The organism is Streptomyces sp. NPDC005435, assembly GCF_040703155.1.
In the GTDB taxonomy this organism is placed as follows: domain Bacteria; phylum Actinomycetota; class Actinomycetes; order Streptomycetales; family Streptomycetaceae; genus Streptomyces.
Genome location: NZ_JBEXEQ010000013.1, coordinates 201,896 through 227,616, shown reverse-complemented (window position 1 = coordinate 227,616; position 25,721 = coordinate 201,896). Strand labels below are relative to the sequence as shown.

General features: G+C 72.0%; 18 protein-coding genes. 8 read left to right on the top strand and 10 right to left on the bottom strand.

The annotated features are described in order from the left end of the window. The first annotated feature begins 155 nt into the window (after window positions 1-155). The 3 genes from AB0898_RS18945 to AB0898_RS18935 all read left to right on the top strand — a co-directional run bounded on the left by AB0898_RS18945 (window position 156) and on the right by AB0898_RS18935 (window position 3,138). Window positions 156-851 (top strand): SDR family oxidoreductase, encoded by a 696-nt coding sequence (locus tag AB0898_RS18945; protein WP_366804071.1) that lies wholly within the window; start codon window positions 156-158, stop codon window positions 849-851. Continuing rightward, window positions 848-1,957: an S-adenosylmethionine:tRNA ribosyltransferase-isomerase gene (locus tag AB0898_RS18940; RefSeq protein ID WP_366804070.1), complete on the top strand. Its 1,110-nt coding sequence runs from the start codon at window positions 848-850 to the stop codon at window positions 1,955-1,957. Before AB0898_RS18945 ends, AB0898_RS18940 begins: the two co-directional genes overlap by 4 nt. A gap of 416 nt (window positions 1,958-2,373) precedes the next feature. Next, entirely contained in the window at window positions 2,374-3,138 is a 765-nt protein-coding gene (locus tag AB0898_RS18935; RefSeq protein ID WP_366804094.1) for a transglycosylase SLT domain-containing protein, read from the top strand. Between the two features lie 94 nt (window positions 3,139-3,232). Here the strand turns inward: AB0898_RS18935 and AB0898_RS18930 are convergent, their stop codons facing one another. After that, on the bottom strand, window positions 3,233-5,794 hold the full coding sequence (locus AB0898_RS18930) for an FHA domain-containing protein (protein ID WP_366804069.1): 2,562 nt from the start codon (window positions 5,792-5,794) through the stop codon (window positions 3,233-3,235). 248 nt (window positions 5,795-6,042) lie between these two features. Here AB0898_RS18930 and AB0898_RS18925 point away from each other — a divergent pair, with 248 nt between their 5' ends. Then, window positions 6,043-7,638, top strand: coding sequence for a streptophobe family protein (locus AB0898_RS18925; protein ID WP_407078364.1), 1,596 nt, complete (start codon window positions 6,043-6,045; stop codon window positions 7,636-7,638). Window positions 7,639-8,217: 579 nt separating this feature from the next. Further along, window positions 8,218-9,441 carry a phosphoserine phosphatase SerB gene (gene serB, locus AB0898_RS18920; protein WP_366804067.1) on the top strand — a complete coding sequence of 408 codons (1,224 nt, stop codon included), beginning with the start codon at window positions 8,218-8,220 and terminating at the stop codon, window positions 9,439-9,441. A 53-nt stretch (window positions 9,442-9,494) separates the two neighbouring features. On the opposite strand, the gene AB0898_RS18915 is transcribed toward serB, so the two are convergent. The 4 genes from AB0898_RS18915 to AB0898_RS18900 form a co-directional block, all read right to left on the bottom strand. Then, window positions 9,495-10,013, bottom strand: coding sequence for a histidine phosphatase family protein (locus AB0898_RS18915; protein ID WP_366804066.1), 519 nt, complete (start codon window positions 10,011-10,013; stop codon window positions 9,495-9,497). A gap of 90 nt (window positions 10,014-10,103) precedes the next feature. After that, complete coding sequence (locus AB0898_RS18910; RefSeq protein ID WP_366804065.1) at window positions 10,104-10,310, bottom strand: hypothetical protein; 207 nt, start codon at window positions 10,308-10,310, stop codon at window positions 10,104-10,106. A gap of 162 nt (window positions 10,311-10,472) precedes the next feature. Beyond that, on the bottom strand, window positions 10,473-10,592 hold the full coding sequence (locus AB0898_RS18905) for an SGM_5486 family transporter-associated protein (protein ID WP_366804064.1): 120 nt from the start codon (window positions 10,590-10,592) through the stop codon (window positions 10,473-10,475). A 48-nt stretch (window positions 10,593-10,640) separates the two neighbouring features. Further along, a complete protein-coding gene (locus AB0898_RS18900; RefSeq protein ID WP_366804063.1) occupies window positions 10,641-11,972 on the bottom strand; it encodes a CynX/NimT family MFS transporter in 1,332 nt (443 codons plus the stop codon). Window positions 11,973-12,054: 82 nt separating this feature from the next. On the opposite strand from AB0898_RS18900, the gene AB0898_RS18895 reads away from it, so the two are divergent. Further along, complete coding sequence (locus AB0898_RS18895) at window positions 12,055-12,747, top strand: FadR/GntR family transcriptional regulator (RefSeq protein ID WP_366804062.1); 693 nt, start codon at window positions 12,055-12,057, stop codon at window positions 12,745-12,747. Here AB0898_RS18895 and AB0898_RS18890 read toward each other — a convergent pair. The 5 genes from AB0898_RS18890 to AB0898_RS18870 form a co-directional block, all read right to left on the bottom strand. Next, window positions 12,725-13,072: a hypothetical protein gene (locus AB0898_RS18890; RefSeq protein ID WP_366804061.1), complete on the bottom strand. Its 348-nt coding sequence runs from the start codon at window positions 13,070-13,072 to the stop codon at window positions 12,725-12,727. The two genes, AB0898_RS18895 and AB0898_RS18890, sit on opposite strands and share 23 nt — an antisense overlap. A 283-nt stretch (window positions 13,073-13,355) precedes the next feature. Next, a complete protein-coding gene (gene fabI, locus AB0898_RS18885) occupies window positions 13,356-14,123 on the bottom strand; it encodes an enoyl-ACP reductase FabI (RefSeq protein WP_366804060.1) in 768 nt (255 codons plus the stop codon). A 5-nt stretch (window positions 14,124-14,128) separates the two neighbouring features. Continuing rightward, window positions 14,129-14,833 (bottom strand): 3-oxoacyl-[acyl-carrier-protein] reductase, encoded by a 705-nt coding sequence (gene fabG, locus AB0898_RS18880; RefSeq protein ID WP_366804059.1) that lies wholly within the window; start codon window positions 14,831-14,833, stop codon window positions 14,129-14,131. 159 nt (window positions 14,834-14,992) lie between these two features. After that, window positions 14,993-16,534: a hypothetical protein gene (locus tag AB0898_RS18875; RefSeq protein ID WP_366804058.1), complete on the bottom strand. Its 1,542-nt coding sequence runs from the start codon at window positions 16,532-16,534 to the stop codon at window positions 14,993-14,995. Next, window positions 16,531-22,344, bottom strand: coding sequence for a hypothetical protein (locus AB0898_RS18870; protein ID WP_366804057.1), 5,814 nt, complete (start codon window positions 22,342-22,344; stop codon window positions 16,531-16,533). The genes AB0898_RS18875 and AB0898_RS18870 overlap by 4 nt, the downstream gene beginning before the upstream one ends. Window positions 22,345-22,776: 432 nt before the next feature. Here AB0898_RS18870 and AB0898_RS18865 point away from each other — a divergent pair, with 432 nt between their 5' ends. Continuing rightward, window positions 22,777-24,300 (top strand): TldD/PmbA family protein, encoded by a 1,524-nt coding sequence (locus AB0898_RS18865; protein ID WP_366804056.1) that lies wholly within the window; start codon window positions 22,777-22,779, stop codon window positions 24,298-24,300. Next, complete coding sequence (locus AB0898_RS18860; protein ID WP_366804055.1) at window positions 24,297-25,691, top strand: metallopeptidase TldD-related protein; 1,395 nt, start codon at window positions 24,297-24,299, stop codon at window positions 25,689-25,691. Before AB0898_RS18865 ends, AB0898_RS18860 begins: the two co-directional genes overlap by 4 nt. Window positions 25,692-25,721 lie beyond the last annotated feature (30 nt).

The window sequence follows — 25,721 nt, the reverse complement described above, 5'->3', positions numbered from 1 at the left end:
GGCCACCCGGTCCGGTCGCCGGTGGGGCCCGGGACGTACGGCGAAGGAACCGCGTGGGTCGGGGCTGCGGGCGGAGGTGGGCGGGGGCGGGCCGTTCCTAGGTTGAGGTCACCGCCCGCCGGGGCGGTCTGGTGTGACCCAAGGGGATGGTGAGGATGGCTGTCGCGATCATCACGGGGGCGTCGAAGGGGCTGGGCCGGGCGCTGGCGGACGCGCTGGCCGCGCGGGGCTGGGATCTGGTGCTCGACGCCCGGGGCGAGGGGGCGCTGAAGGAGGCCGCCGGGGCGGTCGCCGGGCACGGGACGCGGGTGGTGGCGCTGCCCGGGGACGTCACGGACGCCGGGCACCGGGCGGAACTGGTGGCGGCGGCGCGCCGGCTGGGCGGGGTGGACCTGCTGGTGCACAACGCGAGCGCGCTGGGCGCCGAGCCTCTGCTGCCGCTGGCCGAGCTGCCGCTCGACGGGTTCCGGCGGGCGCTGGAGGTGAACGCGGTCGCCGCGCTGGGCCTGGTCCAGGAGGCGCTGCCGGCGTTGCGCGCGTCGGCGGTGGGCGCCGTGATCACGATGGGCTCGGACGCGGCGGTGGAGGCGTACCCCGCCTGGGGCGGCTACGGCGCCTCGAAGGCGGCCCTCGGCCTGCTCGCCGGCGTGCTCGGCGCGGAGGAGCCGGGGCTGCGGGTGTGGGCGGTGGACCCGGGCGACATGGCGACCGCGCTGTACGAGGCGGCCGTACCCCTGGACGACGCTCCGCGCCCCGCGCCGGAGACGGTGGTGCCGGCGTTCCTGCGGCTGCTGGAGGACCGGCCGGTGAGCGGGCGGTACACCGCGGCCGCGCTGCTGGAGCGGGGATGAGGACGGCCGGGGGCCTGCCGTGGGGGAAGGTGCCCGGCGAGTTGTCGGCGCGGGTCCCCGCCGAGCGGCGCGGGCCCGGGCGCGGCCGGGATTCCGTACGGCTGCTGGTGTCGCACGGTACGGAGGTGTCGCACCACGGGTTCCGGGAGCTGCCCCGGCTGCTGCGGGCGGGTGACGTGCTGGTGGTGAACACCTCGGCCACGCTGGCGGCGGCGGTGGACGGGCGGATCGGGGCGACGCCGGTGGTGGTGCACTTCTCGACCTGCGGGGACGACGGGCGGTGGGCCGTCGAGGTGCGGGAGCCGGACGGGCGCGGTACAACGCGCGCGCGGGCGGGCGGGCCCGCACAGACAGAGGTGCGGCTGCCGGGCGGGGCACGGCTGGTCCTGGAGGAGCCGCTGTCCCGGGACGGGGGCGGAAACGGGGACGGGACCGGGCACGGGCGCGGCGGGCGGCTGTGGTGGGCGCGGGTGGCGGGGGCGCCGGTGGACCGGGTGCTGAGCGAGCACGGCCGTCCCATCCGTTACTCCTATACAGAGAGGGACCAGCCGCTCGCGGCGTATCAGACGGTGTTCGCGCTGCCGTCGCCCGACGGGGCGGGGAGTGCGGAAATGCCGAGCGCGGCGCGGCCGTTCACGGCGCGCGGGGTGGCGGAGCTGGTGAGCCGGGGGGTGTGGCTGGCGCCGGTGACACTGCACACGGGGGTGGCGTCGGCGGAGGCGCACGAGCCGCCGTATCCGGAGCGGTTCGCGGTGCCGGAGGCGTCGGCGCGACTGATCGGGGCGGCGCGGGCCGGGCGCGGCCGGGTCATCGCGGTGGGGACGACGGCGGTGCGGGCCGTGGAGTCGGCGGTGGGGCCCGACGGGGTGGTGCGGGCGGCCGGCGGCTGGACGGATCTGGTGGTCACCCCCGAGCGCGGGGTGCGGGTCGTGGACGGGCTGCTGACCGGGCTGCACGAGCCGCAGGCCTCGCATCTGCTGATGCTGCGGGCCGTGGCGGGGCGGGCGGCGGTGGACCGGGCGTACGCGGAGGCGGTGCGCGAGCGGTACCTCTGGCACGAGTTCGGGGACGTGCATCTCCTCCTGCCCCACGAGGTCCCCCGCTAGGTCCCCCACGAGGTCCCCCGCGAGGCTCACGAATGAGTGCTTACGCAAAGCACCCCGCCGGCGACGGCGAGTGAGAAGGGGGCGTTACCGGTGTGAGCCCTCGCATAGGGCGCACATCACGTACGAACGGACATAGGAGACAAGGCATCCCACGGCGAACGGGACGGATGCTCTAATCTGTCCCGATTTGTCCTTACCTGATCCACTATGCAGGGTCGTACGTCACATCGTTGCCATGGCATTTTGCGGCCGCTAAGAATTGCTCTCGTCGCTCAGCGCCGCGGGTTCGCCCCGCGGCGTTCGTGCGGGAGGAGCCGATTCCTCCGGCGGACGCAGGAGCGACCTCCGCGCTAACTCAAAGAGGTCCATCAGCCATGCCCAAGAATTTCCTCGACACCGATCGTCTCAGTCGTTCCATGAACAAGCTCGGCACCTTCGCCACGGCCAAGGTGGGCAAGTTCAACGCGCTCGACAAGCAGCGCAAGATCGCGGTCGCCGGTGTGAGCACCCTCGGTGCCGCCGCCATCGCCTTCGCCGCCGTCCCCGGTGGCAGCACGGCCGTCGCCTCCGGCGTCCCGGCCGCGCACACCCAGGTCGCCGCCGAGCACACCCAGGTCCAGGACCTGAAGAGCACGTTCACCGACCCGGCCGCCAACCAGCAGGTCAAGCTCGACGCGATCGCCGCCAAGGCGAAGGCCGAGGCCGCCGCTGCCGCCAAGCAGCGCTCCGCCGACGCCGCCGCGAAGAAGAAGGCCGCCGACGACGCCGCCCGCAAGGCCGCCGCCGCCCGCTCCGCCAAGAAGGCCGCGAGCCGCTCCGCCGAGCGCCCGCAGATGGAGACGGTCGCCGCGCGCACCTACGCGAACAACCTCGACGGGTGGATCCGCCACTCGCTCGACATCATGCACTCCAAGGGCATCCCGGGCAGCTACAGCGGCCTGCACCGCAACATCATGCGTGAGTCCTCCGGCAACCCGCGTGCCATCAACAACTGGGACATCAACGCGATCAACGGCATCCCCTCCAAGGGCCTGCTCCAGGTGATCCCGCCGACCTTCGCCACGTACCACGTCTCCGGCACCTCGTGGAACATCTACGACCCGGTCGCGAACATCACCGCCGCCGCCAACTACGCGGCGCACCGGTACGGCACGATCGACAACGTCAACAGCGCGTACTGAGGCCTGCGCGGACCTCTGAGACGACGCGTGAAGGGCGGCACCCCGGTGGGGTGCCGCCCTTCATGTGTGGTCCGGGGTGCTGCGTCCCGGGCCGCTACTTGCGCATGACCTCGGGCTCGTGCCGGCGCAGGAAGCGCGAGACGAGGAAGCCGCACAGCACGCCGAGCGCGATCAGCGCCAGCATGTCCAGCGTCCAGGCCCCCGCCGTGTGGTTCCACAGCGGGTCCGTGCTGGTCGGGTCGTCGGTGTTCGGCGCGATGTTGTTGAAGTCCAGCGTGGCGCCCGCGGCACCCACCGCCCAGCGCGAGGGCATCAGGTACGAGAACTCGTTCACACCCGGTGTGCCGTGCAGGGCGAACAGGCAGCCGGTGAACACCACCTGGACGATCGCGAACATCACCAGCAGCGGCATGGTCTTCTCGGAGGTCTTCACCAGCGAGGAGATCACCAGGCCGAACATCATCGAGGCGAAGCCCAGCGCCATGATCGGCAGGCACAGCTCAAGGAGCGTCGAGCCGCCGAGCACCACGCCGCGGTCGGGGATCTCCCGGCTGGAGAGGCCGATCAGGGCCACCATCAGGCCCTGCAGCACCGTGACCGCGCCGAGCACGACCACCTTGGACATCAGATAGGCCGAGCGGGACAGGCCGGTCGCGCGTTCGCGCTCGTAGATCACCCGTTCCTTGATCAGCTCACGGACCGAGTTCGCCGAGCCCGCGAAACAGGCGCCCACGGCGAGGATCAGCAGCACCGTCGTCGCCGTGCTGTTCGGGATGTGGATGCCGGTCTTGGGATCGACCGGGTTCACCAGCAGGTCCTTGCTGTGGTCGATCAGCAGGCTGACGGCGCCGATCACCGCGGGCAGCAGCACCGTCAGGGCCAGGAAGCCCTTGTCGGAGGCGATGACCGAGACGTACCGCCGGATCAGCGTCAGCAGCTGGGAGCCCCAGCTCTGCGGCTTGGCCTTCTTGGTGGCCTTGGACGCGGCGACGGCCACCGACTGCGGGGCGACCGCGTCGATGTCGGCGGCGTACATCTGGTAGTGCTGCGAGCCCTTCCAGCGGCCCGCCCAGTCGTAGTCGCGGTAGTTCTCGAAGGCGGAGAAGACGTCGGCCCAGCTGTCGTAGCCGAAGAAGTTCAGCGCCTCCTCCGGCGGGCCGAAGTAGGCCACCGAGCCGCCCGGCGCCATCACCAGGAGCTTGTCGCACAGCGCCAGCTCGGCCACCGAGTGGGTGACGACCAGGACGGTACGGCCGTCGTCGGCCAGACCGCGCAGCAGCTGCATGACGTCGCGGTCCATGCCCGGGTCCAGGCCCGAGGTCGGCTCGTCCAGGAAGATCAGCGACGGCTTGGTCAGCAGCTCCAGGGCCACCGAGACGCGCTTGCGCTGGCCGCCGGAGAGCGAGGTGACCTTCTTGTTCTTGTGCACGTCCAGCTTCAGCTCGCGCAGCACCTCGTCGATGCGGGCGTCGCGCTCGGCGGGCGTGGTGTCGGCCGGGAAGCGCAGCTTGGCCGCGTACTTCAGGGCCTTCCGGACGGTCAGCTCCTTGTGCAGGATGTCGTCCTGCGGGACCAGACCGATGCGCTGGCGCAGCTCGGCGAACTGCTTGTAGAGGTTACGGCTGTCGTACAGCACCTCGCCCTCGTTGGCGGGCCGGTAGCCGGTCAGCGCCTTGAGCAGCGTGGACTTGCCGGAGCCCGACGGGCCGATGACCGCGATCAGCGACTTCTCCGGGGCGCCGAAGGACACGTCCTTCAGGATCTGCTTGCCGCCCTCGACCGTCACGGTGAGGTGGCGGGCCGAGAAGGAGACCTCACCGGTGTCGACGAACTCCTCGAGGCGGTCGCCGACGATCCGGAACGTGGAGTGGCCGACACCGACGATGTCGTCCGGGCCGAGCAGCGCGGTGCCGCCCTTGGCGATCGGCTGGCCGTTGACGAACGTGCCGTTGTGCGAGCCGAGGTCGCGGATCTCGAAGCGGCCGTCGGGCGTCGACTGGAACTCGGCGTGGTGCCGGGAGACCTGGAGGTCGGAGACCACCAGCTCGTTGTCCAGCGAGCGGCCGATGCGCATGACGCGGCCGAGCGCGAACTGGTGGAACGTGGTCGGGCTGCGGTCGCCGTAGACCGGCTCGGCGGGGATCGGGCCGGCGGACGCCGACGCCGGGTCGGGGGCGGGGTGTTGGTGCGGGATCGGCGTGCCCTGCCAGTCCGGATCGCCCCCCGGGTGCCCCTGCGGGGCCTGCTGCGGGCCCTGGCCCCAGGCGCCCGCGCCCTGTGCGGCGTACGGCGTTCCCTGCTGCACCTGCGGCACCGCCTGCGTCGGCATCGCGTGGTGGGCCTGGTGCGGCTGCTGGGCCTGCTGTCCCCCCGAGAGGTTCACGCGCGGGCCGTCGGTCGCGTTGCCGAGATGCACCGCCGCACCGGCCCCCAGCTGCGCCTGGCTGATCCGACGGCCCTGCACGAAGGTGCCGTTGGTGCTGCCGTGGTCCTCGATGACCCAGCCCTGGCCGTCGAAACGGACCGTGGCGTGCCGCCAGGAGACCCTGGCGTCGTCGAAGACGATGTCGCCCCGCGGATCACGTCCGAGGGCGTAGGACCTGGACGGATCGAGCGTCCAGGTCCGGCCGTTTGATTCCAGTACGAGTTCCGGCACTCCATGCCCCACTGAGTTGTCCCCCGAATTACCCCCGACACAGGGAGTTTAGGGATGTCGAACATCGTGGGGAACTATTCCAGGCGGAGGGCTGTCGTCCCAATCCGGTCCGGGTGCCGTGTGCTTGAGTGCGCCCCGGCTCGCGCCGTTGACGGGGTGGAAATCGGGCCGGAGAGTGGAAATCCCCTCGCGGGGGACGGGTTGCCTCCGGCGGCTCGCGGGCGGCTCGGGGCGGATCGGGGGCTGGCATGGGGTCTGCGGGTGCGCTGCGGGGGCCTTCTTCGCGTTCGTTGCCCTGGGGGGACGCCGTTCTTTCCGCGGTCGCGGGGGCCGGATGGGCGATCGTGGGGATGGGGGGTACGGCGGCGCTCGGGCTGCATCTCGTCGGGGCGGATGCCCGGGGGTCGCTGGGGGCGCTGACGGCCGCCGTCGTGGCGCTCGCGGTGAGGGGTTCCGTCACGCCGTCCGTCGACGTGTCCGCCTTCGGGATGAAGGGCGCCGAGGCTCATGTCGCCTTCCAGGCAACGCCGTTGGGGGTGAGTCTGGTGGGGGCGCTGTTGCTGGGGTGGTTCTTCCTGCGGTCCCTGCGGGTGGCGGGGGTTCGGGTCACCTGGGGTGAACTGCTGGTGCGGGCCGGTGTGTTGACCGTGCTGTTCGCCATCGGGGTCGGGGGGCTGGCCTGGGTGGGGCGGGGGGTTGTCACGCTCGACGGGGGTGCGCTGGGGCTGCGCCGCGTTTCGGGGGGTGGGGGGTGGCTCGGGGGGCTGGTCTCGGACCGGATGGGGGATCTGGTGCACGCCCAGGTCGCCGTCCGGTTCGCCGTGGACTTCGGGGGCACGGTGGTGGGTGGGCTGGTGTGGTGTGCCGGGGTTCTGGCCATCGGCTTGCTCGCTTCTCGCCGTACGCCGTTGCCTTGGGGGTGGGACGGGGTGCGGGCCGCCGTTTCGGCGGTCGTCGGTGTGTTGCTGGTGGCGGTGGTGGCGGGGCTCGCGGCCGCCGTGTACGCCGCGGTCGGGGACGATCATCCGCGGCGTATCGCCGGTGCGGCTCTGCTGGGCGCGCCCAACGGGGCTTGGCTCGCTGTGCCGTTGGGGTTGTTCGTTCCCTGGGACGGCGGGGCTACGGGTGTGCTGCGGATGGTGCTTCCGCATCCCGTCGACCGGTTTCTCACCGACTCCCCCGGACAGGCCGTCACCGTGGGGCGGCTGGCCGAGCTGGACGGTCGGGTGTGGCTGCTCGCCGTGGGGGCGGCGCTGTTGATGCTGACGGCGGGGGTGCTGACCGCCGTGCGTACTCCGGTGGGGACGCGGCGGCTGGCCCTGTCGTGCGGGGTTCGGCTTGGGGTGGCTACGGCTGTGGTCCTGCCGGTTCTTGTGTGGCTCACCGGTACGTCGGTGGACGCGTCTCTGTCTGTGCTGGGTTTCGATGCCTTCGGTACGGGGGTGGAGTTGCGGGGGCGGGTGGGGGTGGCTGTGTTGGTGGGGGGTGTGTCGGGGTTGGTTGCGGGGGTTTTGGGGGCGGGGGTTGTGCGGGTGGGGGGCCGGCGGGGGGAGCCGGAGACGGGCGAGGCTGTGGGGGTGGTGTGTGGGACGGCTCGGTACGGGCCCTACTCGCCGGGGCGGCCCTATCGGGCGCCCAACCCCGACACGAATCCGTATCTGCGGTTGCCCGAAGTGCCGGGGGCGCGTGGGGGTGACGTGTCCGGGGCGCCTACCGTTGCCAGTCCTGCGCTGCCGCCTCCGCCTCCGCTTCCGCCTCGGCGTCGGGCCCGGGGGGCGTCCGATCAGCCTCCGCCGCCTTCTCCGCCTTCGCCGCCTTCTCCGCCTCGGATGCCGGGTGGCTGACGCGCCTGCGGTTTGGGGTGGGGCGGGGCCGCGGCGGGGGGTGTCCGTCCTCGGTCCGGCGCGCTGTTTGCTCACACAGGCGTCCTGGGTTTTCGCCGGCCGCTGCGGGCGGACACCCCCCGCCGCGTCCCCTCACCGCCGTACGCGGCTGCGGCGCCGTCTTGCGAGGGGGGGGTGGCTTCTGTCGCGGGTCTCGTGCCGGGCGTGGTCGCTTCTCTACGGGGCGGTGGGGCTCAGGTGTTCGGGGTCAGGCGTCTGCGGGCTGCCTGCAGGTGGTCGTTGTAGTCCGGGGCGAACAGGGCGGGGAGTGTCTTGTCCAGGGTTCCGGAGATTCGGTGGATCGGGGCCCACACCGCCGGGTCGTCACCGTGCGGCTCAGGTCCGTCATCTGCAGCCTCTCCAGCCAGTGCGACAGCACCAGTGCCTCGTCGCCGGTGAGCTTGATCGTCACGTCGTTGTCGCCCGGGCACTCCCCTACGGCCCGGCCTGATCGACGAGACACACCCTAGGGGCGCCGGGCGGTCCGGTAGGTGGACCCGGAGGCGGGAGGCACCGGGTGCCGGATACGGTGGGGGGACCATGAGCGCTACGCAGAACGCCGCTTCGCAGGCTGTTGATGACCCGACTCTGCTGGTGAAGATATTCGGGAAGGACCGGCCCGGGATCACGGCTGGGTTGTTTGACACCTTGGCCGCTTTCCGGGTCGACGTCGTCGATATCGAGCAGGTTGTCACTCGGGGGCGGCTGGTGCTGTGCGCCTTGGTGTCGGCGCCGCCTGCGGGGCTGGAGGGGGATCTTCGGGCCACTGTGCACAGCTGGGCCGAGTCGATGAAGATGCAGGCCGAGATCATTTCGGGGCACGGGGACAACCGGCCTCGGGGGGTCGGGCGGTCACTCGTGACCGTGCTGGGGCATCCGCTGACCGCTGAGTCCACGGCTGCCATCGCCGCCCGGATAGCCAAGGCCGGGGGCAACATCGACCGTATTTTCCGGCTTGCCAAGTACCCGGTCACGGCCGTGGAGTTCGCCGTTTCCGGTGTGGAGACCGGGTCGCTGCGCAGTGCGCTGGCCGCGAGCGCCTCGGCACTCGGTGTCGACATCGCCGTCGTGTCGGCGGGGCTGCACCGGCGGGCGCAGCGGCTCGTGGTCATGGATGTGGACTCCACGCTGATCCAGGACGAGGTCATCGAGCTGTTCGCGGCGCACGCGGGCTGTGAGGCCGAGGTCGCCGAGGTGACCGCCGCCGCGATGCGTGGGGAGCTGGACTTCGAGCAGTCGCTGCACGCCCGGGTCGCGCTGCTGAAGGGGCTGGACGCCTCCGTCGTGGACAAGGTGCGGGATCAGGTGCGGCTCACGCCCGGGGCGCGGACCTTGATCCGGACGCTGAAGCGGCTCGGTTATCAGGTCGGGGTCGTCTCCGGCGGGTTCACGCAGGTCACCGACGATCTCAAGGAGCGGCTGGGGCTGGACTTCGCCCAGGCCAACACGCTGGAGATCGAGGACGGCAGGCTCACCGGGCGGGTCACCGGGGAGATCGTGGACCGGGCGGGCAAGGCGCGGCTGCTGCGCCGGTTCGCCGCCGAGGCCGGGGTGCCGCTGGCGCAGACCGTGGCCATCGGTGACGGGGCCAACGACCTCGACATGCTGAACGCCGCCGGACTCGGTGTCGCCTTCAACGCCAAGCCGGTCGTCCGCGAGGCCGCCCACACCGCCGTGAACGTCCCCTTCCTCGACACCGTCCTCTACCTGCTCGGCATCACCCGTGAAGAGGTCGAGGCCGCCGAGACCCACGACGAGGACTGACAACGGACGGAGGGCCCGGCGCCGCTTGCGGTGCCGGGCCCTCCGTCCGTTCTTCACTCCGACGGGGTCCAGTACTCGGTCAGCGTCGCCTTGCCCGGCTCCAGGTTCTTCCAGTCGCCGTCGTACGACAGCACCGCGAAGGCGGCGGCCGGGAAGCCCCGGCGGTTCATGCGCTCGCGGGCGTCGCCCTCGGTGGAGCCGGCCAGGATGTCGGCGAGGTGGTGGATTCCGGGGTTGTGGCCGATGAGGATCACCGTGCGCACGTCGTCCGGGGTCTCGTTGAGCACGGCGATCAGCTCGCCGGGTGAGGCGTCGTAGACCCGGTCCTCGTAGACCGTCCTCGGGCGGTGTTCCAGCTCGTGGACGGCGAGCTTCCACGTCTCGCGGGTCCGCACGGCGGTGGAGCAGACGGCCAGGTCGAAGGCGAGGCCGGTGCCGGCCAGTCTGCTGCCCGCGACCGTGGCATCCGTACGGCCCCGCTCGGCCAGCGGGCGCTCATGGTCGGAAACCTCGGGCCAGTCGGCTTTCGCATGGCGGAAGAGGACGATCCTGCGGGGTTCAGCGACGCTCATGGCACCCAGCTTCGCACGAAAGATGCGCCCTGGCGCAGGGAGTTGACATGCGGATTCACCATATGAGCGAGGGTCTCGCACACCGTGGGCTCACCGTACGAGGAGTGCGCGTATCTGTTCGATCAGGTGGGCGAGCATGGGGGCGTCGGTGGCCGCGTGGGCCTCGGACGGGTTCAGGATCAGCGCGAGCAGGGCGGTGAAGGCCAGCACGGGCAGGGCCAGGGCCCACCAGGGCAGCCGGGTGCCGTCGACGCCCGTGGTCGCCGGGTGCGTCCGGGGATGGGTGCGGACGGACATGGTCGCCTCCGTCGGTCTTCGAAGCGGGTGCCGCGACCCTGCGTCGCGGCACACTTCGAAGTTACGGAATCACCGTCCGTGGGCCTATCCGGAGATCCACCCACTTCACCCTGAGACTCGTCCCCTAGGGGATGGGGGGACAGCCCCCGCCCGGGGTGGGGGTCAGGGCGAGGCGATCGTCGCGATGACGGCGATGATCACGAAGACGGCGAGGAACGAGCCGAAGACGAGGAGCATCTTCTTCTGGCCGTTCTTCGGGTTGGGGTCGAGCACAGGCTGCATGGCGTCAGTCTCGCACCCTTCGTCCGGTACGGGTCCGGCGGGGGCGGCTCAGCGGGCCGCCTCGTCCTCCACCGTGCGGTCGCGGCCCGCGAGGACGCCGACGACCATCTGCGGCACCATGAGGCCCGCCATGAGCGCGAGGGGCACGCCCCAGCCGCCGCTGCGCTGGTAGAGCACGCCGACCAGCAGCGGGCCCGGGATCGAGATCAGATAGCCGGTGCTCTGCGCGAACGCCGACAGCTGGGCCACGCCCGGACCGCTGCGCGCCCGCATGCCGACCATGGTCAGCGCGAGCGGGAACGCGCAGTTGGAGACGCCGAGCAGCAGGGCCCACGCCCAGGCGCCGGCGGCGGGCGCGAGGTAGAGACCGGCGTAGCCCGCGAGGCCGCACGCGCCGAGCGTCAGCACGATGGGGCCCTGGTGGGGCAGCCGGGCGGCGACCCTCGGGATGACGAAGGCCAGCGGTACGCCCATCACCATGGTGACCGCGAGCAGGACACCCGCCGTGCTCGCCGGTACGCCCGCGTCCCGGAAGATCTGCGGCATCCAGCCCATGGTGATGTACGCGCCGGTCGCCTGGAGGCCGAAGAAGACGGCCAGCGCCCAGGCGGTACGGCTGCGGGTGATGCGGAGGGGCGCCTGGTGCGCCGCGGGGTCCGGCACCTTGGGGGCGGCTCCCCCGGCGGCGCCCGCACCCGCACGCGCACCCGCGCCTTCCTCCCGCTTCCGTACCAGCGGCAGCCACGGCAGGATCGCCGCCCCCGCCAGGGCCGCCCAGATCGCGAGGCCCGGCTGCCAGCCGCCGAGCGCGTGGGCCAGCGGGACGGCGACCGCCGCCGCCACCGCCGTGCCCGCGGCGAGCGCCATGGAGTACAGGCCCGTCATGGAGCCCACGCGGTCCGGGAACCAGCGCTTGACGATGACCGGCATCAGGACGTTGCTGACGGCGATGCCCATGAGGGCCAGCGCGCTGGCGGCGAGGAAGCCGGGGGTGCTGCCGGCGTAGGGGCGTATCAGGAGCCCCGCGGTGATGGCGGTCATGCCCGCGCAGACCACCGCGCCCAGGCCGAAGCGGCGGGCGAGGCGGGGCGCGGTGGCGCCGAAGACCGCGAAGCAGAGCGGGGGAACCGAGGTCAGCAGGCCCGCCACGCTGCCGCTCATGCCGAGCCCGTCGCGGACCTCCTCCAGGAGGGCGCCGAGGCTGGTGATGGCCGGGCGGAGGTTCAGCGCCGACAGGACGATGCCGACGACCAGCAGTCGCGTCATCCACGCGCGCGGGGACGCCGTTTCCTGCCCGTCCTTGCCCCGTTCGTCCGTACCGCGCGCGGTGCGCGGCTCTTCCGTACGGGCGGCCACGGTCCCGGTCTCTTCACTCGCCATGAGGCCCATCATAGAATCATGGGATGATTGGTTGTCCATCCCCGGAGCGGCCGCACCCCGCGTTCGCGTGCGAAGGTGTGCCATGCCCCTGAGTCACCCCCGACGTTCGGCGCTGTCCGAGCAGGTCATCGCCGAGCTGCGGAATCAGATCGCCTCCGGCGAGTGGCCGGTCGGATCGCGCATCCCCACCGAGCCCGAGCTGGTCGAGCAGCTGGGCGTCGCCCGCAACACCGTCCGCGAGGCGGTGCGCGCGCTCGCGCACAACGGTCTGCTGGACATCCGCCAGGGCTCCGGCACGTACGTCGTGGCGACGAGCGAGCTGGCCGGTGTGATGCAGCGCAGGTTCGCGGACGCCGACCCCCGGCACATCGCGGAGCTGCGGTCCACGCTGGAGTCGGCGGCGGCGCGCAAGGCGGCCGAGCGGCGCACCGAGAAGGACCTCAAGCAGCTGGACGCGCTCCTGGGCAGGCGCGAGGAGGCGTGGGAGGCCGGGGAGGCGGAGGCGTTCGTGGCGGCCGACGCGACCTTCCATCTGGCCGTGGTGGCGGCCTCGCACAACGACGTCATGACGGCGATGTACGCCGACCTCGGCGAGGTGCTGCGCGACTGGCTGCGCGCGGACGTGGGCGACGGGCTCACCCCCGAGACGCACATGGACCACGCCCGTCTGGTGGACGCGATCCGCGCCGGCGACGCGGAACTGGCCGCCATGGAGGCCGCCAGCTATCCGTTCCTGTGCCGCGCGGGCCGGCTCAGCGCACCTTCTGGTGGCTGATCCACACCGAGCGGATCTCCTTCCAGCAGCGCCCCGTCAGCTTGACCGTCATGGCCGCGTCGGTGTCCACCGGCGCGCTGTCGGTGTCGATGTCCCACCAGCGGGCGCACTCGATGTGCAGCCGGACCCGGTCGGTGTCCACGTAGGGGTTGTGGCAGTACGCGACCACGTGCGAGCCCTCGACGGCCGTACGGCAGGCCGCGCCGAAGAGGCTGGGGGCGGGCGCGGAGTCGTCCGCGCGCGCGGGCGCGAGCGCGGCGGAGGGCAGGGACAGGACGAGGGCCAGGGCCGCGGTCACCGGGGCCAGGCTGCGGGACAGGCGCACAAGGGAACCTCCTCGGCCGGGCTGCGGAGGGGCGGGCGGGACAACGCCTGCTTCGAGCGTGCGGCGCGGGGGGCGGTACGGCCCGGCAGGTGAGCCGAAAGAGTGACGCGGCTCGGGCGGGCGGACGTACCGCTTACGGGTGACGGCCCCTACGGCGCCCCGACCGGTCCCCTACGGCACGCAAGCCGCACCCCTACGGCACGTAAGTCTCCCCCCTACGGGACGAGGCCCGCACCCCTTCCGGGATGCGGGCCTCGCGGTACAGCCAGGGCGCGGATGCGGCTCAGGCGCCGATCGCGTGCAGACCGCCGTCGACGTGGATGATCTCGCCCGTGGTCTTCGGGAACCAGTCGCTCAGCAGCGCGACGATGCCGCGGCCGGCCGGCTCCGGGTCCTTCAGGTCCCACTCCAGCGGGGAGCGGGAGTCCCACACGGCGGCCAGGTCGGAGAAGCCCGGGATGGACTTCGCGGCCATGGAGCCGAGCGGACCGGCGGAGATGAGGTTGCAGCGGATGTTCTGCTTGCCCAGGTCGCGCGCCATGTAGCGGCTGGTGGCCTCCAGGGCGGCCTTGGCCGGGCCCATCCAGTCGTACTGCGGCCAGGCGTACTGCGCGTCGAAGGTGAGGCCGACGACGGAGCCGCCGTTCTGCATCAGCGGCAGGCAGGCCATGGTCAGCGACTTCAGGGAGAAGGCGGAGACGTGCATGGCGGTGGCGACCGACTCGAACGGGGTGTTCAGGAAGTTGCCGCCGAGCGCGTCCTGCGGGGCGAAGCCGATGGAGTGGACGACGCCGTCCAGGCCGCCCAGCTCCTCGCCGACGATGTCGGCCAGCCGCGCGAGGTGCTCCTCGTTGGTGACGTCCAGCTCGATGACCTTGGCGGGCTTCGGCAGCTTCTTGGCGATGCGCTCGGTCAGCGTGGGTCGCGGGAACGCGGTCAGGATGATCTCCGCGCCCTGCTCCTGGGCCAGCTTGGCCGCGTGGAAGGCGATGGAGGCCTCCGTCAGCACACCCGTGATCAGGATGCGCTTGCCCTCAAGAATTCCACTCATGGTGATCAGTGACCCATTCCCAGTCCGCCGTCAACGGGGATGACGGCTCCAGTGATGTACGAGGCGTCGTCCGAGGCGAGGAAGCGCACGGCGGCGGCGACCTCCTCCGGCTGCGCGTAGCGGCCGAGCGGCACCTGCGACACGATGCCCTTGCGCTGCTCGTCGGTGAGCGCCTTGGTCATGTCGGTGTCGACGAAGCCGGGGGCGACGACGTTGAAGGTGATGTTGCGCGAGCCCAGCTCACGGGCGAGGGAGCGCGCGAAGCCGACCATGGCGGCCTTGGAGGCGGCGTAGTTCGCCTGCCCGGCCGAGCCCAGCAGACCGACCACGGAGGAGATCAGGACGACGCGGCCCTTCTTGGCGCGCAGCATCCCGCGGTTGGCGCGCTTCACGACCCGGAAGGTACCGGTCAGGTTCGTGTCGACGACCGAGGTGAAGTCCTCCTCGGACATGCGCATCAGCAGCTGGTCCTTGGTCACGCCCGCGTTGGCGACGAGGACCTCGACGGGGCCGTGCTGCTCCTCGATCTCCTTGTACGCCTGCTCGACCTGCTCGGGGTCGGTGATGTCGCACTTGACCGCGAGGAAGCCGGCCGGCGGCTCACCCGAGCGGTACGTGATCGCGACCTTGTCGCCGGCGTCGGCGAAAGCGCGGGCGATGGCGAGGCCGATGCCCCGGTTGCCTCCGGTGACGAGAACCGAGCGGCTCAACGGATCACCCTTTCGATTAGCGGTCTGCAGCGTTCCGACAATCCGCCCGGACGAATCGACGTCCGTCGGACAGGCGGCTTCACCGAAAACCTATCGGTCGCGCCGCGCCGGAGGGCAAGCGGGCACCGACAGTGGCTCGGGTGTGTGCCTGTCGGATCTCTACAGTTTCGCCCACCGACGGTGTGCCGAGGTCAGCTCGTCGCAGAGGGTACGGAGCGTGTGATCGCGCAGCGCCTCGCGGTGGGAGAGGATGTTCCTGACCTTGACGAGCAGCTTCAGCAGCGCGAGTTCCTCCGCGGGGAAGGCGATGCCGTCTCCGTGGTACGCCGCGAGGAGCGAGCCGACCTCCAGTTCGAGGAACGCTTGCCGGGCGCGGTTTCCGAGGTCCGCAGGAGGCCGTGCGCTGAACTCGGCCACCAGGACGCCGAGGGGTCGCGTGGCGTATCCGAGGCCCAGTCGCGCCAGCTGTTCCCGGGCATCCTCGATCCATGGCAGCACCACCCGCTGCTGGGCCTGTCCCACGGCGACCGACAGCTCCGGCGGCTCACCCGGAGTGCCCTCGGCGTACCAGCGGGCCGGATGATGCCGCAGTCGTCCTTCCCACGACTGCACGACACCCCGGGCCCAGGCTTGTCGCAGCAAGGACCCGGGCCGCCGGGGCGTGCCCCTCCCGAACAAGGCTTCCGGGCAGGCCCGGGCATCGGCCGCCGGCACGCTGTCGACACAGCGGCGCAGCACGGCGTCGAGACGCCGGGTGGTGCCGTCCCACTCCGCGGTCAGCCGCCGGGCGAGCGCCAGATCGAAGGAGGCGAGTTCGGCGATCGTCTCCTCCCGTACGGCCTTGAGGATGCGGTGTTCCGGTGTGCCGCCGGAAGAAGGGGGCCTGTCGGCCGCGACGACCAGGGCGGTGTCCAGCCGCCCCACCGTGCCCCACCACCAGTGCACGGCCGTCGTGGCGATGTCCCGGTCCAGTTCGTCGACCAGCGACGGCGGGAGGTCGCGGAGGCGGGCGACGACGAGCAGCCGGGGACGTTCCGAGGGAGACAGGCCCGCCTCCTTCACCGCGGCGGTCAGGGAGCGCAAGAGCCGTTCGACCGCGCTGCCTCTGCCCGGGGCGGGGGCACCCGACGGCCCGGAGGCCGCCTCGTCCGTCTCGCACCACGCGCGCAGACCGACGACGGGCCGCCAGCGGCTGCCGCGGACCGCGAGCCGTTCGATCACCTCGGTGGGACTCACCGCCAGTTCCTTGCCCAGGCGCTCGAAGAGCTCCGGCATGGCGTGTTCGAGCGGGCGTGGCCGGGCCGGGACGGGGGCGGCCACGGTCCAGCCGATGTCGAAGCCGTCGTCGAAGTCGAGGTCCGGCAGGCTGTCCCAGGCGTCGTCCCCCTCCCAGATCTCCACGGCGTCCCTGTCCCACGCCCGGTCCCCGTCGTGCTGTGACGCCCCGGGTACGGCCTCGCCCGTCTCCGGCGTCCGTGGAGCGGGGAGCGGCAGAACCTCCGGCGGCCGTATGTCCAGGCGGTCCGGCGCCGAGTGGAGAGCCGCACGGTACAGCTCCTCGGCGTGCCCGGTGTCGACCAGATGGTCGGGCAGCAGCCAGAGGCAGTTGAGGCCGGCGGCCAGGTCGGCGGCCATCGAGTGGAGTTGCCGTCGGACACCGGGCAGGCCGAGGAGGCTACCGCCGTCCTGCTCCGCCGTCACGAAGTCCCCGTGGCCCGTGCCCGCAGCGCCCGGAAGGTGACGGGGTCGACCGCCAGGCCTTCGCCGACCTCGTCGAGGACGCCGAGCCGGTCCAGATGGGCCAGCCAGTCCGCGGTCTCCCGGGCCGACAGCCCGGTCGCGGCCTCGACGTCGTCGACGGGAACGCCCTGCCCCTCCTCGACGTACGCGGTCCACATCTCCAGCAGTGCGAGGTCCCGCTCGGTGAGGCCGGAGAGTCTCAGGTGTTCTTTCACGTTCGTGGACTTGGCCGTGACCGCGCGGATGTGATCGAGAGCGTCGTCGAGCGTGGCCCCGCGCAGCGACACGTCGGCGACCGCGGTCTCCGTCCAGCGCGGCCAGCCGGAGGTCGCCGCGGTCAGACGCCGACGGTCCTCACCGGAGACGAAAGGACACTCCGGCCAGGCCCGCAGGGAATCCGCCGTCCAGCGCAGCGGCTTCAGCATCCGCACCCGCAGGCGCCGGCCCTCGTCGTCGGCACGCAGTGCGCCCACGGCCTCGGCGTCGGCGACGACGAGCACGGACCGGGTCTGCTTCTCCTTGCGCCCTTCGCTCTGCGGCACGTGCTTGTCGGCAGGAGGCCCGGCGTGTTCGACGGCCAGCCGCAGCTGCTCCCCGAGGTCGTCGACGGGCACCCCGCGCAGATCGGCGAGGACGACGTGAGCCGTGCGCGGGCGGGACACGGCGTCCGTCAGCGCGGGCCGCACGTCGGCTCCGCCGGCACGGACGACCCTCACACCGCGTCCCTCGGCGAACGCGGCGACGGCTCGCAGCACCAGGTCCGGCTGATGAAGTTCCGTCGTCGGGACCACCGAGACACCAGGCTGGGCCGCCTCGTGGAGCTGGCCCTCGGTGAGGGGACTGTAGCGCTGGACGCCGGTGCTGCCGTCCCTGCCCAGGACACGCCTCGCGGCACGGGGGTTGTAGTCGTAGGGCAGGCCGAACTCGGTCTCGTGCAGCTCGAGTTCCAGCTCCTCGCGCGTGCCGAGCATGTTCACCACGTTCGGGCTGCGTACGGCGAAGCCCGCCCGGTCGCCCAGCCGGATCAGCAGGCCGAGGCCGACCATCTCGGTGAGGTAGATCTCGGCCTGCTGGACGCCGCATTCCTCGAAGCCCGCCGGCCACGCGTCCCGTGCGAGGTCCAGCAGCTCCTTGGCGCTGTAGCCACCGCGATAACCGTCTCCCAGGCTGCGGAGCGCTATGACGAGCGCGAGGACCCGGTAGCGGTCCTCCAGGTTGATGGTGAAGCGCAGCCGTTCCGCGATCCTGCGGCGGAGTGTCTCGGAGGCCGCCACCTCCTGCACGTCCCCGTCGGTGATGGCCATGGCCCGGCCGGTGATCACGTACGGCCGCGAGTGCAGCGTGCGGACGAGCTCGCTGCAGAAGATCTGCACGAGGTTCGCCTGGTAGTTGGTGATGGCGAGGATGCGCCAGACCAGCTCGGGGCGCTCGAAGACGTAACCCAGCGCGGCCATGGGCTCGGTGACCAGCTTGAGCGCGGCCTGTTGCTTCAGCGGCCCGACCAGCACGTCCGGGCCGCCGTGGGCGGTGGAGACGTTGGACAGGGCGCCGAAGCGCTGTACCTGGTGCAGACCGGCGAAGACAATCTTGAACCGCCGGTCCGAGTGCTCCATCAGATGCTGGAAGCGTTTGACGTTCGGGAAGGTCGACTCGCCGCCCGCCTTGAACGTCCGGCGCGAGTCCGCCGTCAGGAACGCGTCCGCCTCGTCCGCGAGCACCAGCAGGCGGCGCGACGCGTCCTCGTCCAGCCACTCGCCGAGGCGACGTGCGATGTGGTCGGGGCCGGCCTGTTCGACGCGCCGGTTGCCGAAGACGCCCCGGCGCCTGAGCTCGTCGGCGAGCATGCTCCAGATCTTGTCGGGCGCCTCGGCCTGACCGATCTCCGCCTTCAGCAGGTCGAGGTAGACGGCGACATAGTCGTCGGAGCGCCGGGGGAAGATCTTCGCGACTCTGCGCAGCAGCGCGGACTTGCCGAGCTGGCGGCCGCCGTACAGGAACAGTCCCCCGCGCGGGTCCATGACCTCGCGCATCTCCTCGTCACGGCCGTAGAAGACCTCCGCGGGCACGAGGCCCGCCACGAACGGCGTGTACGGGTTGTACGCCGCCCAGGGCAGGGTGACCCGCTGCATGGCGCGGAAGCTGCCCGGCGCGCGGGCCGCCATCCACCCGACGACCGCCGGGTCGACGACCAGGGCCTGCTGAGCCCCCGACCGCGACGCGTCGGCCAGCCGACGGCGCCCCTCGATGCCCAGGGGGTGCAGATAGAGCACCAGGTTGGCGTCGACGTCGGCGTCCTCCAGATGGGCCAGCGGACCGTTCGCCCGCTGCTCCTCCCAGATGAGCTGGATGGTGTACGAGGTGGCCTGGGAGCCGAGCGCCGCGACGTAACCGGTGCGCTCGGCGACTCGCGCCCGCACCTTGAACCGGCGCACGCCCTGCGTCCGCGTCTCCACGACCGGCTGGCTGTTCGGCTCCAGGCCCAGCAGCCTCAGCACACGGGGCAGATGCTGCTGCCACTCGCTGTTGCGTCCGTGCCGGGTGCACAGGGCCTTCCAGGACTTCAGGCCGAGTTCGGCCGCCTCCGTCAACTGGACGTCCGGACCGTAGGCGTGCGTCCACCAGTCGGCGTCGACGCCGTCACCGCCCGGCTGAGGGACCCCCGGGCCGGTCAGGTCCCCCATGAAGTCGGCGAGTTCGGCGTCGTCGTCCTCGGGACGCTCGGGCAGCGGCCTGCCGCCACGGGCGAGGGCCAGGAACTCCTCGGCCGTGACCGTGTCGCCCTCGGTGATCAGCTTGGCGATGCGGTCGTACTCCGGCTGACCGAGCGGACGGCCCGGGGCGAGCCTCAGCTGCTCCAGTTCCTGGAGCTGCCGACGCGTCGAACGCTGTACGAGCTGGGACAGGTCCTGGCCGAGTTCGTCGAGCCTCGCGACCGCGTACCGGTACCGGCCGAGGTCCTCGCCGTGGGCGAACTCCTGGAGCCGGCCCGTGAACTGACGCTCCTGGTCGGGAGCCAGCAGGTTGAGGGTACGCATCTGCGCGAGCAGTCCGGCGGCCTTCGTGTGACGATGCCGTACCGTCGCCCGCCAGCTCTCCTGGGCCTGTTGCAGACGGCGCTCCGCGCTCTCCGCCCAGTCGGCGTCCACGACACCGTAGGCACTCGCGTCCTGCCGTACGGAGTCCACCAGGGCCCGTGCGAGGTGCAGGTCGCCGCGGGTGAGGTAGCGGCGCAGGGCCTGTTCGGCGTCCGGGTCGGCCATGAGCGCCGCCATACGGCGGGCGGTGCGGTTGTCGTGCAGGTCGGGCAGGCCCGCGTCGTCGCGCGGCAGTTCGGGCAGTGCGAGCAGGCGGTCGGCCGAAGGCGTCGTGCTCTCGCCGTCGCCGTCCGGCCGGTCCTCGGGCGCCGGCAGGGACGGGGTACTGCCCTCCAGCCAGTGCTTGAGCAGCAGCAGCGCCGCGCCGCCCACGCCCGGCGGCGGGGTCACGTGGCGCAGGTCGCGGCGCGCCGCGGCGAGATCCGGTATGCCCGACTGGCCGAGCCCGGTCGGCCGCATCAGACTCGCGGCGACGGCGTCCGCCTTCATGAGGACGTCCGACACCGACCGGCACGCGGCGTGCAACTGGCGCAACGCGCCTGCGGTGATCGGCTCCTTGGCCTGCTTGGGCGTGCGGAACCGGCTGTCGGTCTGTTCGATCAGGCGGTCCACGTAGTCGTGGTCCCGCAGTTCCTCCGCCCGGGAGCGGAAGCCGGTGGCGGGCAGCTCGCCGCCGGCCACCCACTGGATGACATCGCCCAGGGCCACGCCGAGTTCGCCCATCGGGCCGACGAGGTACTGCAGGACTCGGGTGGCGCGCTGGTACTTGGTCTTCCTGCGGGAGAGGCTGTCGAGCAACTGCCGCGCCTGCGAGCCGAGTTCCTCCTTGAGGTCGTGCTCCTGGCTGTCGTCGTCGGCGTGCTGGGCGCCCGGGTCGAACGAGCGCCCGTTGCGGACCGCGACGACCAGGACCGTGAGCAGTTCCTGCCAGGGTGCCGCCAGTCCGGCCGGCGCCGTGAAGTCGCTGACCAGCGCGTGCGGCCAGCAAGCGGTCAGCCCGGCGCGGAGGGCCGCGACGAGGGCCGTCAGATGGGCGTCCCTGTCCTGGGCGAGCCGGGCCGGGTCCAGGTCGTGCAGGATCTGGACGTCCGTGGCCTCCGACTCGGTCACGCAGCCGAACGCGGCGGCGGCGAACGCCAGGGCGCGGGCCCGGATGTCGGGCTCGGCCGAAGCCGCCGTCATCCAGTAGGCCTCGGCGAGGCGTCCGGCGGCCACCAGTCGCGCGACGGGCGGTTCGTGTCCCGAGTCCCACGGGGCACGCACGTCCCAGTCGGCGTCGACGACCGCCGCGGGCCACGGCTCGTCCTCCGAGTTCGTGTCGGAGTCGGAGAAGCCGGCGGTACGGGGGGTTTGGGGCTGTTCCTGGACGGTGTCCGCGGCGGCCGTGTCCCGGGCTCCGGTGAGGTCGTCGTCCCCGCCGTCGGAACCGCTCTCCTCCGTGCGGTCGCCGTCGGTGTCCGTGGCGGTGAACGGGTCGAGGGCGACGGGAAGCCCGTCGGGCGCCGTCGACGTGTCGTCCGGCCCGGTGTCGGCAGTGGACGGTACGGAGACGACCTGCGCCTCCGCGCGAGCCGTGCCGTCCTCCGCCGGCTCGGCCCCGACCGGCGCCTCCAAAGTGGCCGCGGGCGGCTGGACCACGGCGGCCCCCTGCTCCGCCCGGTCCTCGGCAAGCGGCGCTTCCGGCTGGTCCGACGTCAGCACGTCGTCGCCCCGCCGTGGTGCCGGAACGTCGTCCGCGCGCCCGGCGCCGGGCAGCGCCTCCGCGTCGGACACCTGGCCGGTGACGTCGCCGTTCGCCGGGGCCGTACCGTCGGCGGCCGGGTGAGAGGCTTCCCCGGACGGTGCCGTGACGGGGGCGCCGTCACCGACAACGGTCGACGCGGTGTACGCGCCCTTGCCGAGAGCGGTCATGAGCTCGTCGATCTGGGCATGCACCCGGTCGCGCAGCATGCTGAGCGTCGCCGTCTCGTCCGGGTCCGCGGTCGCGCCGATGAGGGTGTCGTACGAATCGGCCCGTTCACGCAACGAGGCGAGTTCGGCCCGGGCCTTCTCCAGCCGGAGCTGTTCGGCCGCCAGCCACGCGTAGTCGGACTCGTCCGGCCAGTCGACCCCCGCGTCCGCGCAGCGGTCCGCGATGCGCTCGCGCAGGACGACCCATCCGTTCAGCGCCTCGACGACATCGCCGGGCGCGGCCGGGCGCCGGCCGTTCTCCACGGCGTCCGCGGCGGCCCGGAGCAGCGCGGTCAGGCGCGCGCCGGCCTGCTTGAGCTCGACAAGCTCGCCGTGCGCCCCCTCGCCACCCTCCGAGGAGACGTCTGCCAGGTGCTCCTCGTGTGCGTCGGGCCGTACGCCTTCGCCGGAAGAGCGTCCGTCTTCACCCGAAGGACGTCCGACGGCGTCGACCGGGGCACCCGGCCCCCGGCGCCCTGATGCTGTCACGGCTCTCCTCAGTGTCTCGGCGGGGTCGGAGGGCGGCAGCGCGTCCGCGGCCGGCCACAGGATGTCGGCGTGCTTGCGGGCCATGCCCACCGCGGGAAGTTTGCTCAGGTCTCCCGCCAGCAGCCCGTACAGCGCGCACCGGGCCAGCGCGGGATCGAGCACTTCCAGCATGGTCCGCAGCTGTTCGAGCGTCGGCTGCCGGATCACGTCCGGGGGACAGCCGAGGGTGTCGATCAACACCCTGCACGCCCAGGTCAGTCCGCACCTGGCGGCCGAGTCCAGCTGAGGCTGTTTCGCCCGGGTGACCCACACCCGGAAGGTGTTCAGCTCGCGCCGGGCCACCGGCGCGGAGGACCGCGTCTCGTGACGGGGTTCACACGCGTGATCACGCAGGCACTGATGCCATGTCAGCAGCGCACGTGCTCCGGGCTCGTCGAGCGACAAGAGCCAAGCACGGAATTCCTTCCCCCACCCCTGCATGGCGTCATGATGCCACCGGTCTTCTTCCCGAGCACACGCCTGCGGCAATCCCGTGTGCGGGGCATCGGTCCAGCGGCGCGATTGTCGGTGGTACCGCCGCGAACCCACACGACATACTTCACTTCGACCCGTCCGCCCCGCTGCCCGACCACTCCGGCAGCGAAAGCCCTTGACCTGGGGGAACCACCTGTGACCCATGGCATCGAACCGTCGTTCCTGGCCCTCCCCCTACGCGCCTTGGCCGACGCAGCCCTCGCCCGTGCTCGCGCCCTCGGGGCCGAGCACGCGGACTTCCGGCTGGAGAAGGTGCGCAGCGCGTCGTGGCGGCTCAGGGATGCCAAGCCGGCCGGGTCGTCGGACACGACCGACCTCGGGTATGCCGTACGGGTTGTGCACGGGGGGAGTTGGGGGTTCGCGTCCGGGGTCGATCTGACCATGGACGGGGCCGCCAAGGTCGCCTCGCAGGCCGTGGCGATGGCCAAGCTGTCCGCTCAGGTCATCAAGGCGGCCGGGTCCGATGAGCGGGTGGAGCTGGCGGACGAGCCCGTGCACGCCGACAAGACCTGGGTGTCGTCGTACGAGATCGACCCCTTCTCGGTGCCGGACGAGGAGAAGGCCGCGCTGCTCGCGGAGTGGAGCAACCGGCTGCTGGCCGCGCAGGGGGTGAGCCATGTGGATGCCTCGCTGCTCACCGTGCACGAGAACAAGTTCTACGCGGACACCGCGGGCACCGTGACGACGCAGCAACGCGTGCGGCTGCACCCGGAGTTGACCGCCGTCTCCGTGGACGACTCCAGTGGCGAGTTCGATTCCATGCGGACCCTCGCTCCGCCGGTGGGGCGTGGGTGGGAGTACCTCAAGGGCACCGGGTGGGACTGGGACTCCGAACTGGAGCAGATCCCCGAGCTGTTGGCCGAGAAGATGCGGGCGCCCAGCGTGGACCCGGGGCTGTACGACCTGGTCGTGGACCCGTCCAACCTGTGGCTGACCATCCATGAATCCATCGGTCACGCAACGGAGTTGGACCGCGCGCTCGGCTACGAGGCGGCGTACGCCGGTACTTCCTTCGCCACCTTCGACCAGCTCGGCAAGCTGAAGTACGGCTCCGAGCGGATGAACGTCACCGGTGACCGCACCGCCGAGCACGGGCTCGCGACCGTCGGGTACGACGACGAGGGCGTGGCCGCGCAGTCCTGGGACCTGGTGAAGGACGGCACGCTGGTCGGGTACCAACTGGACCGCAGGATCGCCAAGTTGACCGGGTTCGAGCGGTCCAACGGGTGCGCGTTCGCGGACTCCCCCGCGCATGTGCCCGTACAGCGGATGGCCAATGTCTCCCTTCAGCCGGACCCCGCCGGGCTGTCCACCGAGGATCTGATCGGGGGCGTGGACCGGGGCATCTATGTCGTCGGCGACCGGTCCTGGTCGATCGACATGCAGCGCTACAACTTCCAGTTCACCGGACAGCGGTTCTTCCGGATCGAGAACGGGCGGATCACCGGTCAGCTGCGGGACGTCGCCTACCAGGCGACGACCACCGACTTCTGGGGTTCGATGGCCGCCGTGGGCGGCCCGGGGACCTATGTGCTCGGCGGCGCCTTCAACTGCGGCAAGGCCCAGCCGGGCCAGGTCGCCGCCGTCTCGCACGGCTGCCCCTCCGCCCTGTTCAAGGGCGTCAACATTCTGAACACCACGCAGGAGGCCGGTCGATGAGCCCGCGCACCAGCAAGCCGCACGAGGTCGTCGAGCGGGCCCTCGCGCTGTCCCGGGCGGACGGCTGTGTCGTGCTCGCGGACGAGTACTCCACCGCCAACCTCCGCTGGGCGGGCAACGCGCTCACGACCAACGGGGTGACCCGGGGCCGTACCCTCACGGTGATCGCGACCGTCAACGGGCAGCAGGGCACCGCCGCCGGGGTCGTCTCGCGGTCCGCCGTCACGGACGAGGACCTGGAGCCGCTGGTGCGGGCCGCCGAGGCCGCCGCGCGGGCGGCCGGCCCGGCAGAGGACGCGCAGCCGCTGGTCAGCGGGGTGCCGCACTCCCCCGACTTCGCGGACGCGCCCCTGGAGACCTCCTCCGCCGTCTTCGCGGACTTCGCGCCCGCCCTCGGCGAGTCCTTCGCGCGCGCCCGGGCCGGCGGCCGTGAGCTGTACGGCTTCGCCAACCACGAGATGGTCTCGACCTACCTCGGCACCTCCACCGGGCTGCGCCTGCGGCACGACCAGCCGACCGGCACCCTTGAGCTGAACGCCAAGTCGCCCGACCGCACCCGCTCCGCGTGGGCCGGGCGCTCCACGCGGGACTTCAAGGACGTCGACCCGGCCGCGCTGGACGCCGAGCTGGCCGTACGCCTCGGCTGGGCCGAGCGGCGGGTGGAGCTGCCCGCCGGGCGGTACGAGACGCTGCTGCCGCCGTCCGCCGTGGCCGACCTGCTGATCTACCAGCTGTGGTCGTCCTCGGGCCGGGACGCGGCCGAGGGGCGCACGGTGTTCTCCAAGCCGGGCGGCGGCACCCGTGTGGGCGACCGGCTCAGCGAGCTGCCGCTCACCCTGCGCAGCGACCCGAACGAGCCGGGCCTGGAGTGCGCGCCGTTCGTGGTGGCGCACTCCTCCGGCGGCGACCAGTCCGTGTTCGACAACGGGCTGCCCGTCCACCCCACCGACTGGATCGGCGAGGGTGTCCTGCGCAACCTGACCACCACCCGGCACGGCGCCGGCCTCACCGGTCTGCCCGTCGCCCCGGCGCTCGGGAACCTGATCCTGGACGGCGGCGAGGACCGCTCGCTGGACGAGATGGTCGCGAACACCGAGCGCGGGCTGCTGCTGACCTGCCTCTGGTACATCCGCGAGGTGGACCCGGCGACCCTGCTGCTCACCGGTCTGACCAGGGACGGCGTGTACCTGGTGGAGAACGGCGAGGTCACCGGGCAGGTGAACAATTTCCGGTTCAACGAGTCGCCGGTCGGGCTGCTCGGCCGGGCCTCGGAGGCCGGGCGCACCGAGCGCACGCTGCCCCGCGAGTGGAGCGACTGGTTCACCCGGGCCGCGATGCCCGCGCTGCGCATCCCGGATTTCAATATGAGCTCTGTCAGCCAGGGCGTATAACCTCGTAGTCGGCTGTCACCCGACTGCCGA

Excerpts from the sequence above, each read along its gene's own strand:
- AB0898_RS18945 (WP_366804071.1), top strand. The coding sequence starts at position 156 with ATGGCTGTCGCGATCATCACGGGGGCGTCGAAGGGGCTGGGCCGGGCG.
- AB0898_RS18940 (WP_366804070.1), top strand. The coding sequence starts at position 848 with ATGAGGACGGCCGGGGGCCTGCCGTGGGGGAAGGTGCCCGGCGAGTTG.
- AB0898_RS18935 (WP_366804094.1), top strand. The coding sequence starts at position 2,374 with ATGAACAAGCTCGGCACCTTCGCCACGGCCAAGGTGGGCAAGTTCAAC.
- AB0898_RS18925 (WP_407078364.1), top strand. The coding sequence starts at position 6,043 with ATGGGGTCTGCGGGTGCGCTGCGGGGGCCTTCTTCGCGTTCGTTGCCC.
- serB (WP_366804067.1), top strand. The coding sequence starts at position 8,218 with ATGAGCGCTACGCAGAACGCCGCTTCGCAGGCTGTTGATGACCCGACT.
- AB0898_RS18915 (WP_366804066.1), bottom strand. The coding sequence starts at position 10,013 with ATGAGCGTCGCTGAACCCCGCAGGATCGTCCTCTTCCGCCATGCGAAA.
- AB0898_RS18910 (WP_366804065.1), bottom strand. The coding sequence starts at position 10,310 with ATGTCCGTCCGCACCCATCCCCGGACGCACCCGGCGACCACGGGCGTC.
- AB0898_RS18905 (WP_366804064.1), bottom strand. The coding sequence starts at position 10,592 with ATGCAGCCTGTGCTCGACCCCAACCCGAAGAACGGCCAGAAGAAGATG.
- AB0898_RS18900 (WP_366804063.1), bottom strand. The coding sequence starts at position 11,972 with ATGGCGAGTGAAGAGACCGGGACCGTGGCCGCCCGTACGGAAGAGCCG.
- AB0898_RS18895 (WP_366804062.1), top strand. The coding sequence starts at position 12,055 with ATGCCCCTGAGTCACCCCCGACGTTCGGCGCTGTCCGAGCAGGTCATC.
- fabI (WP_366804060.1), bottom strand. The coding sequence starts at position 14,123 with ATGAGTGGAATTCTTGAGGGCAAGCGCATCCTGATCACGGGTGTGCTG.
- AB0898_RS18860 (WP_366804055.1), top strand. The coding sequence starts at position 24,297 with ATGAGCCCGCGCACCAGCAAGCCGCACGAGGTCGTCGAGCGGGCCCTC.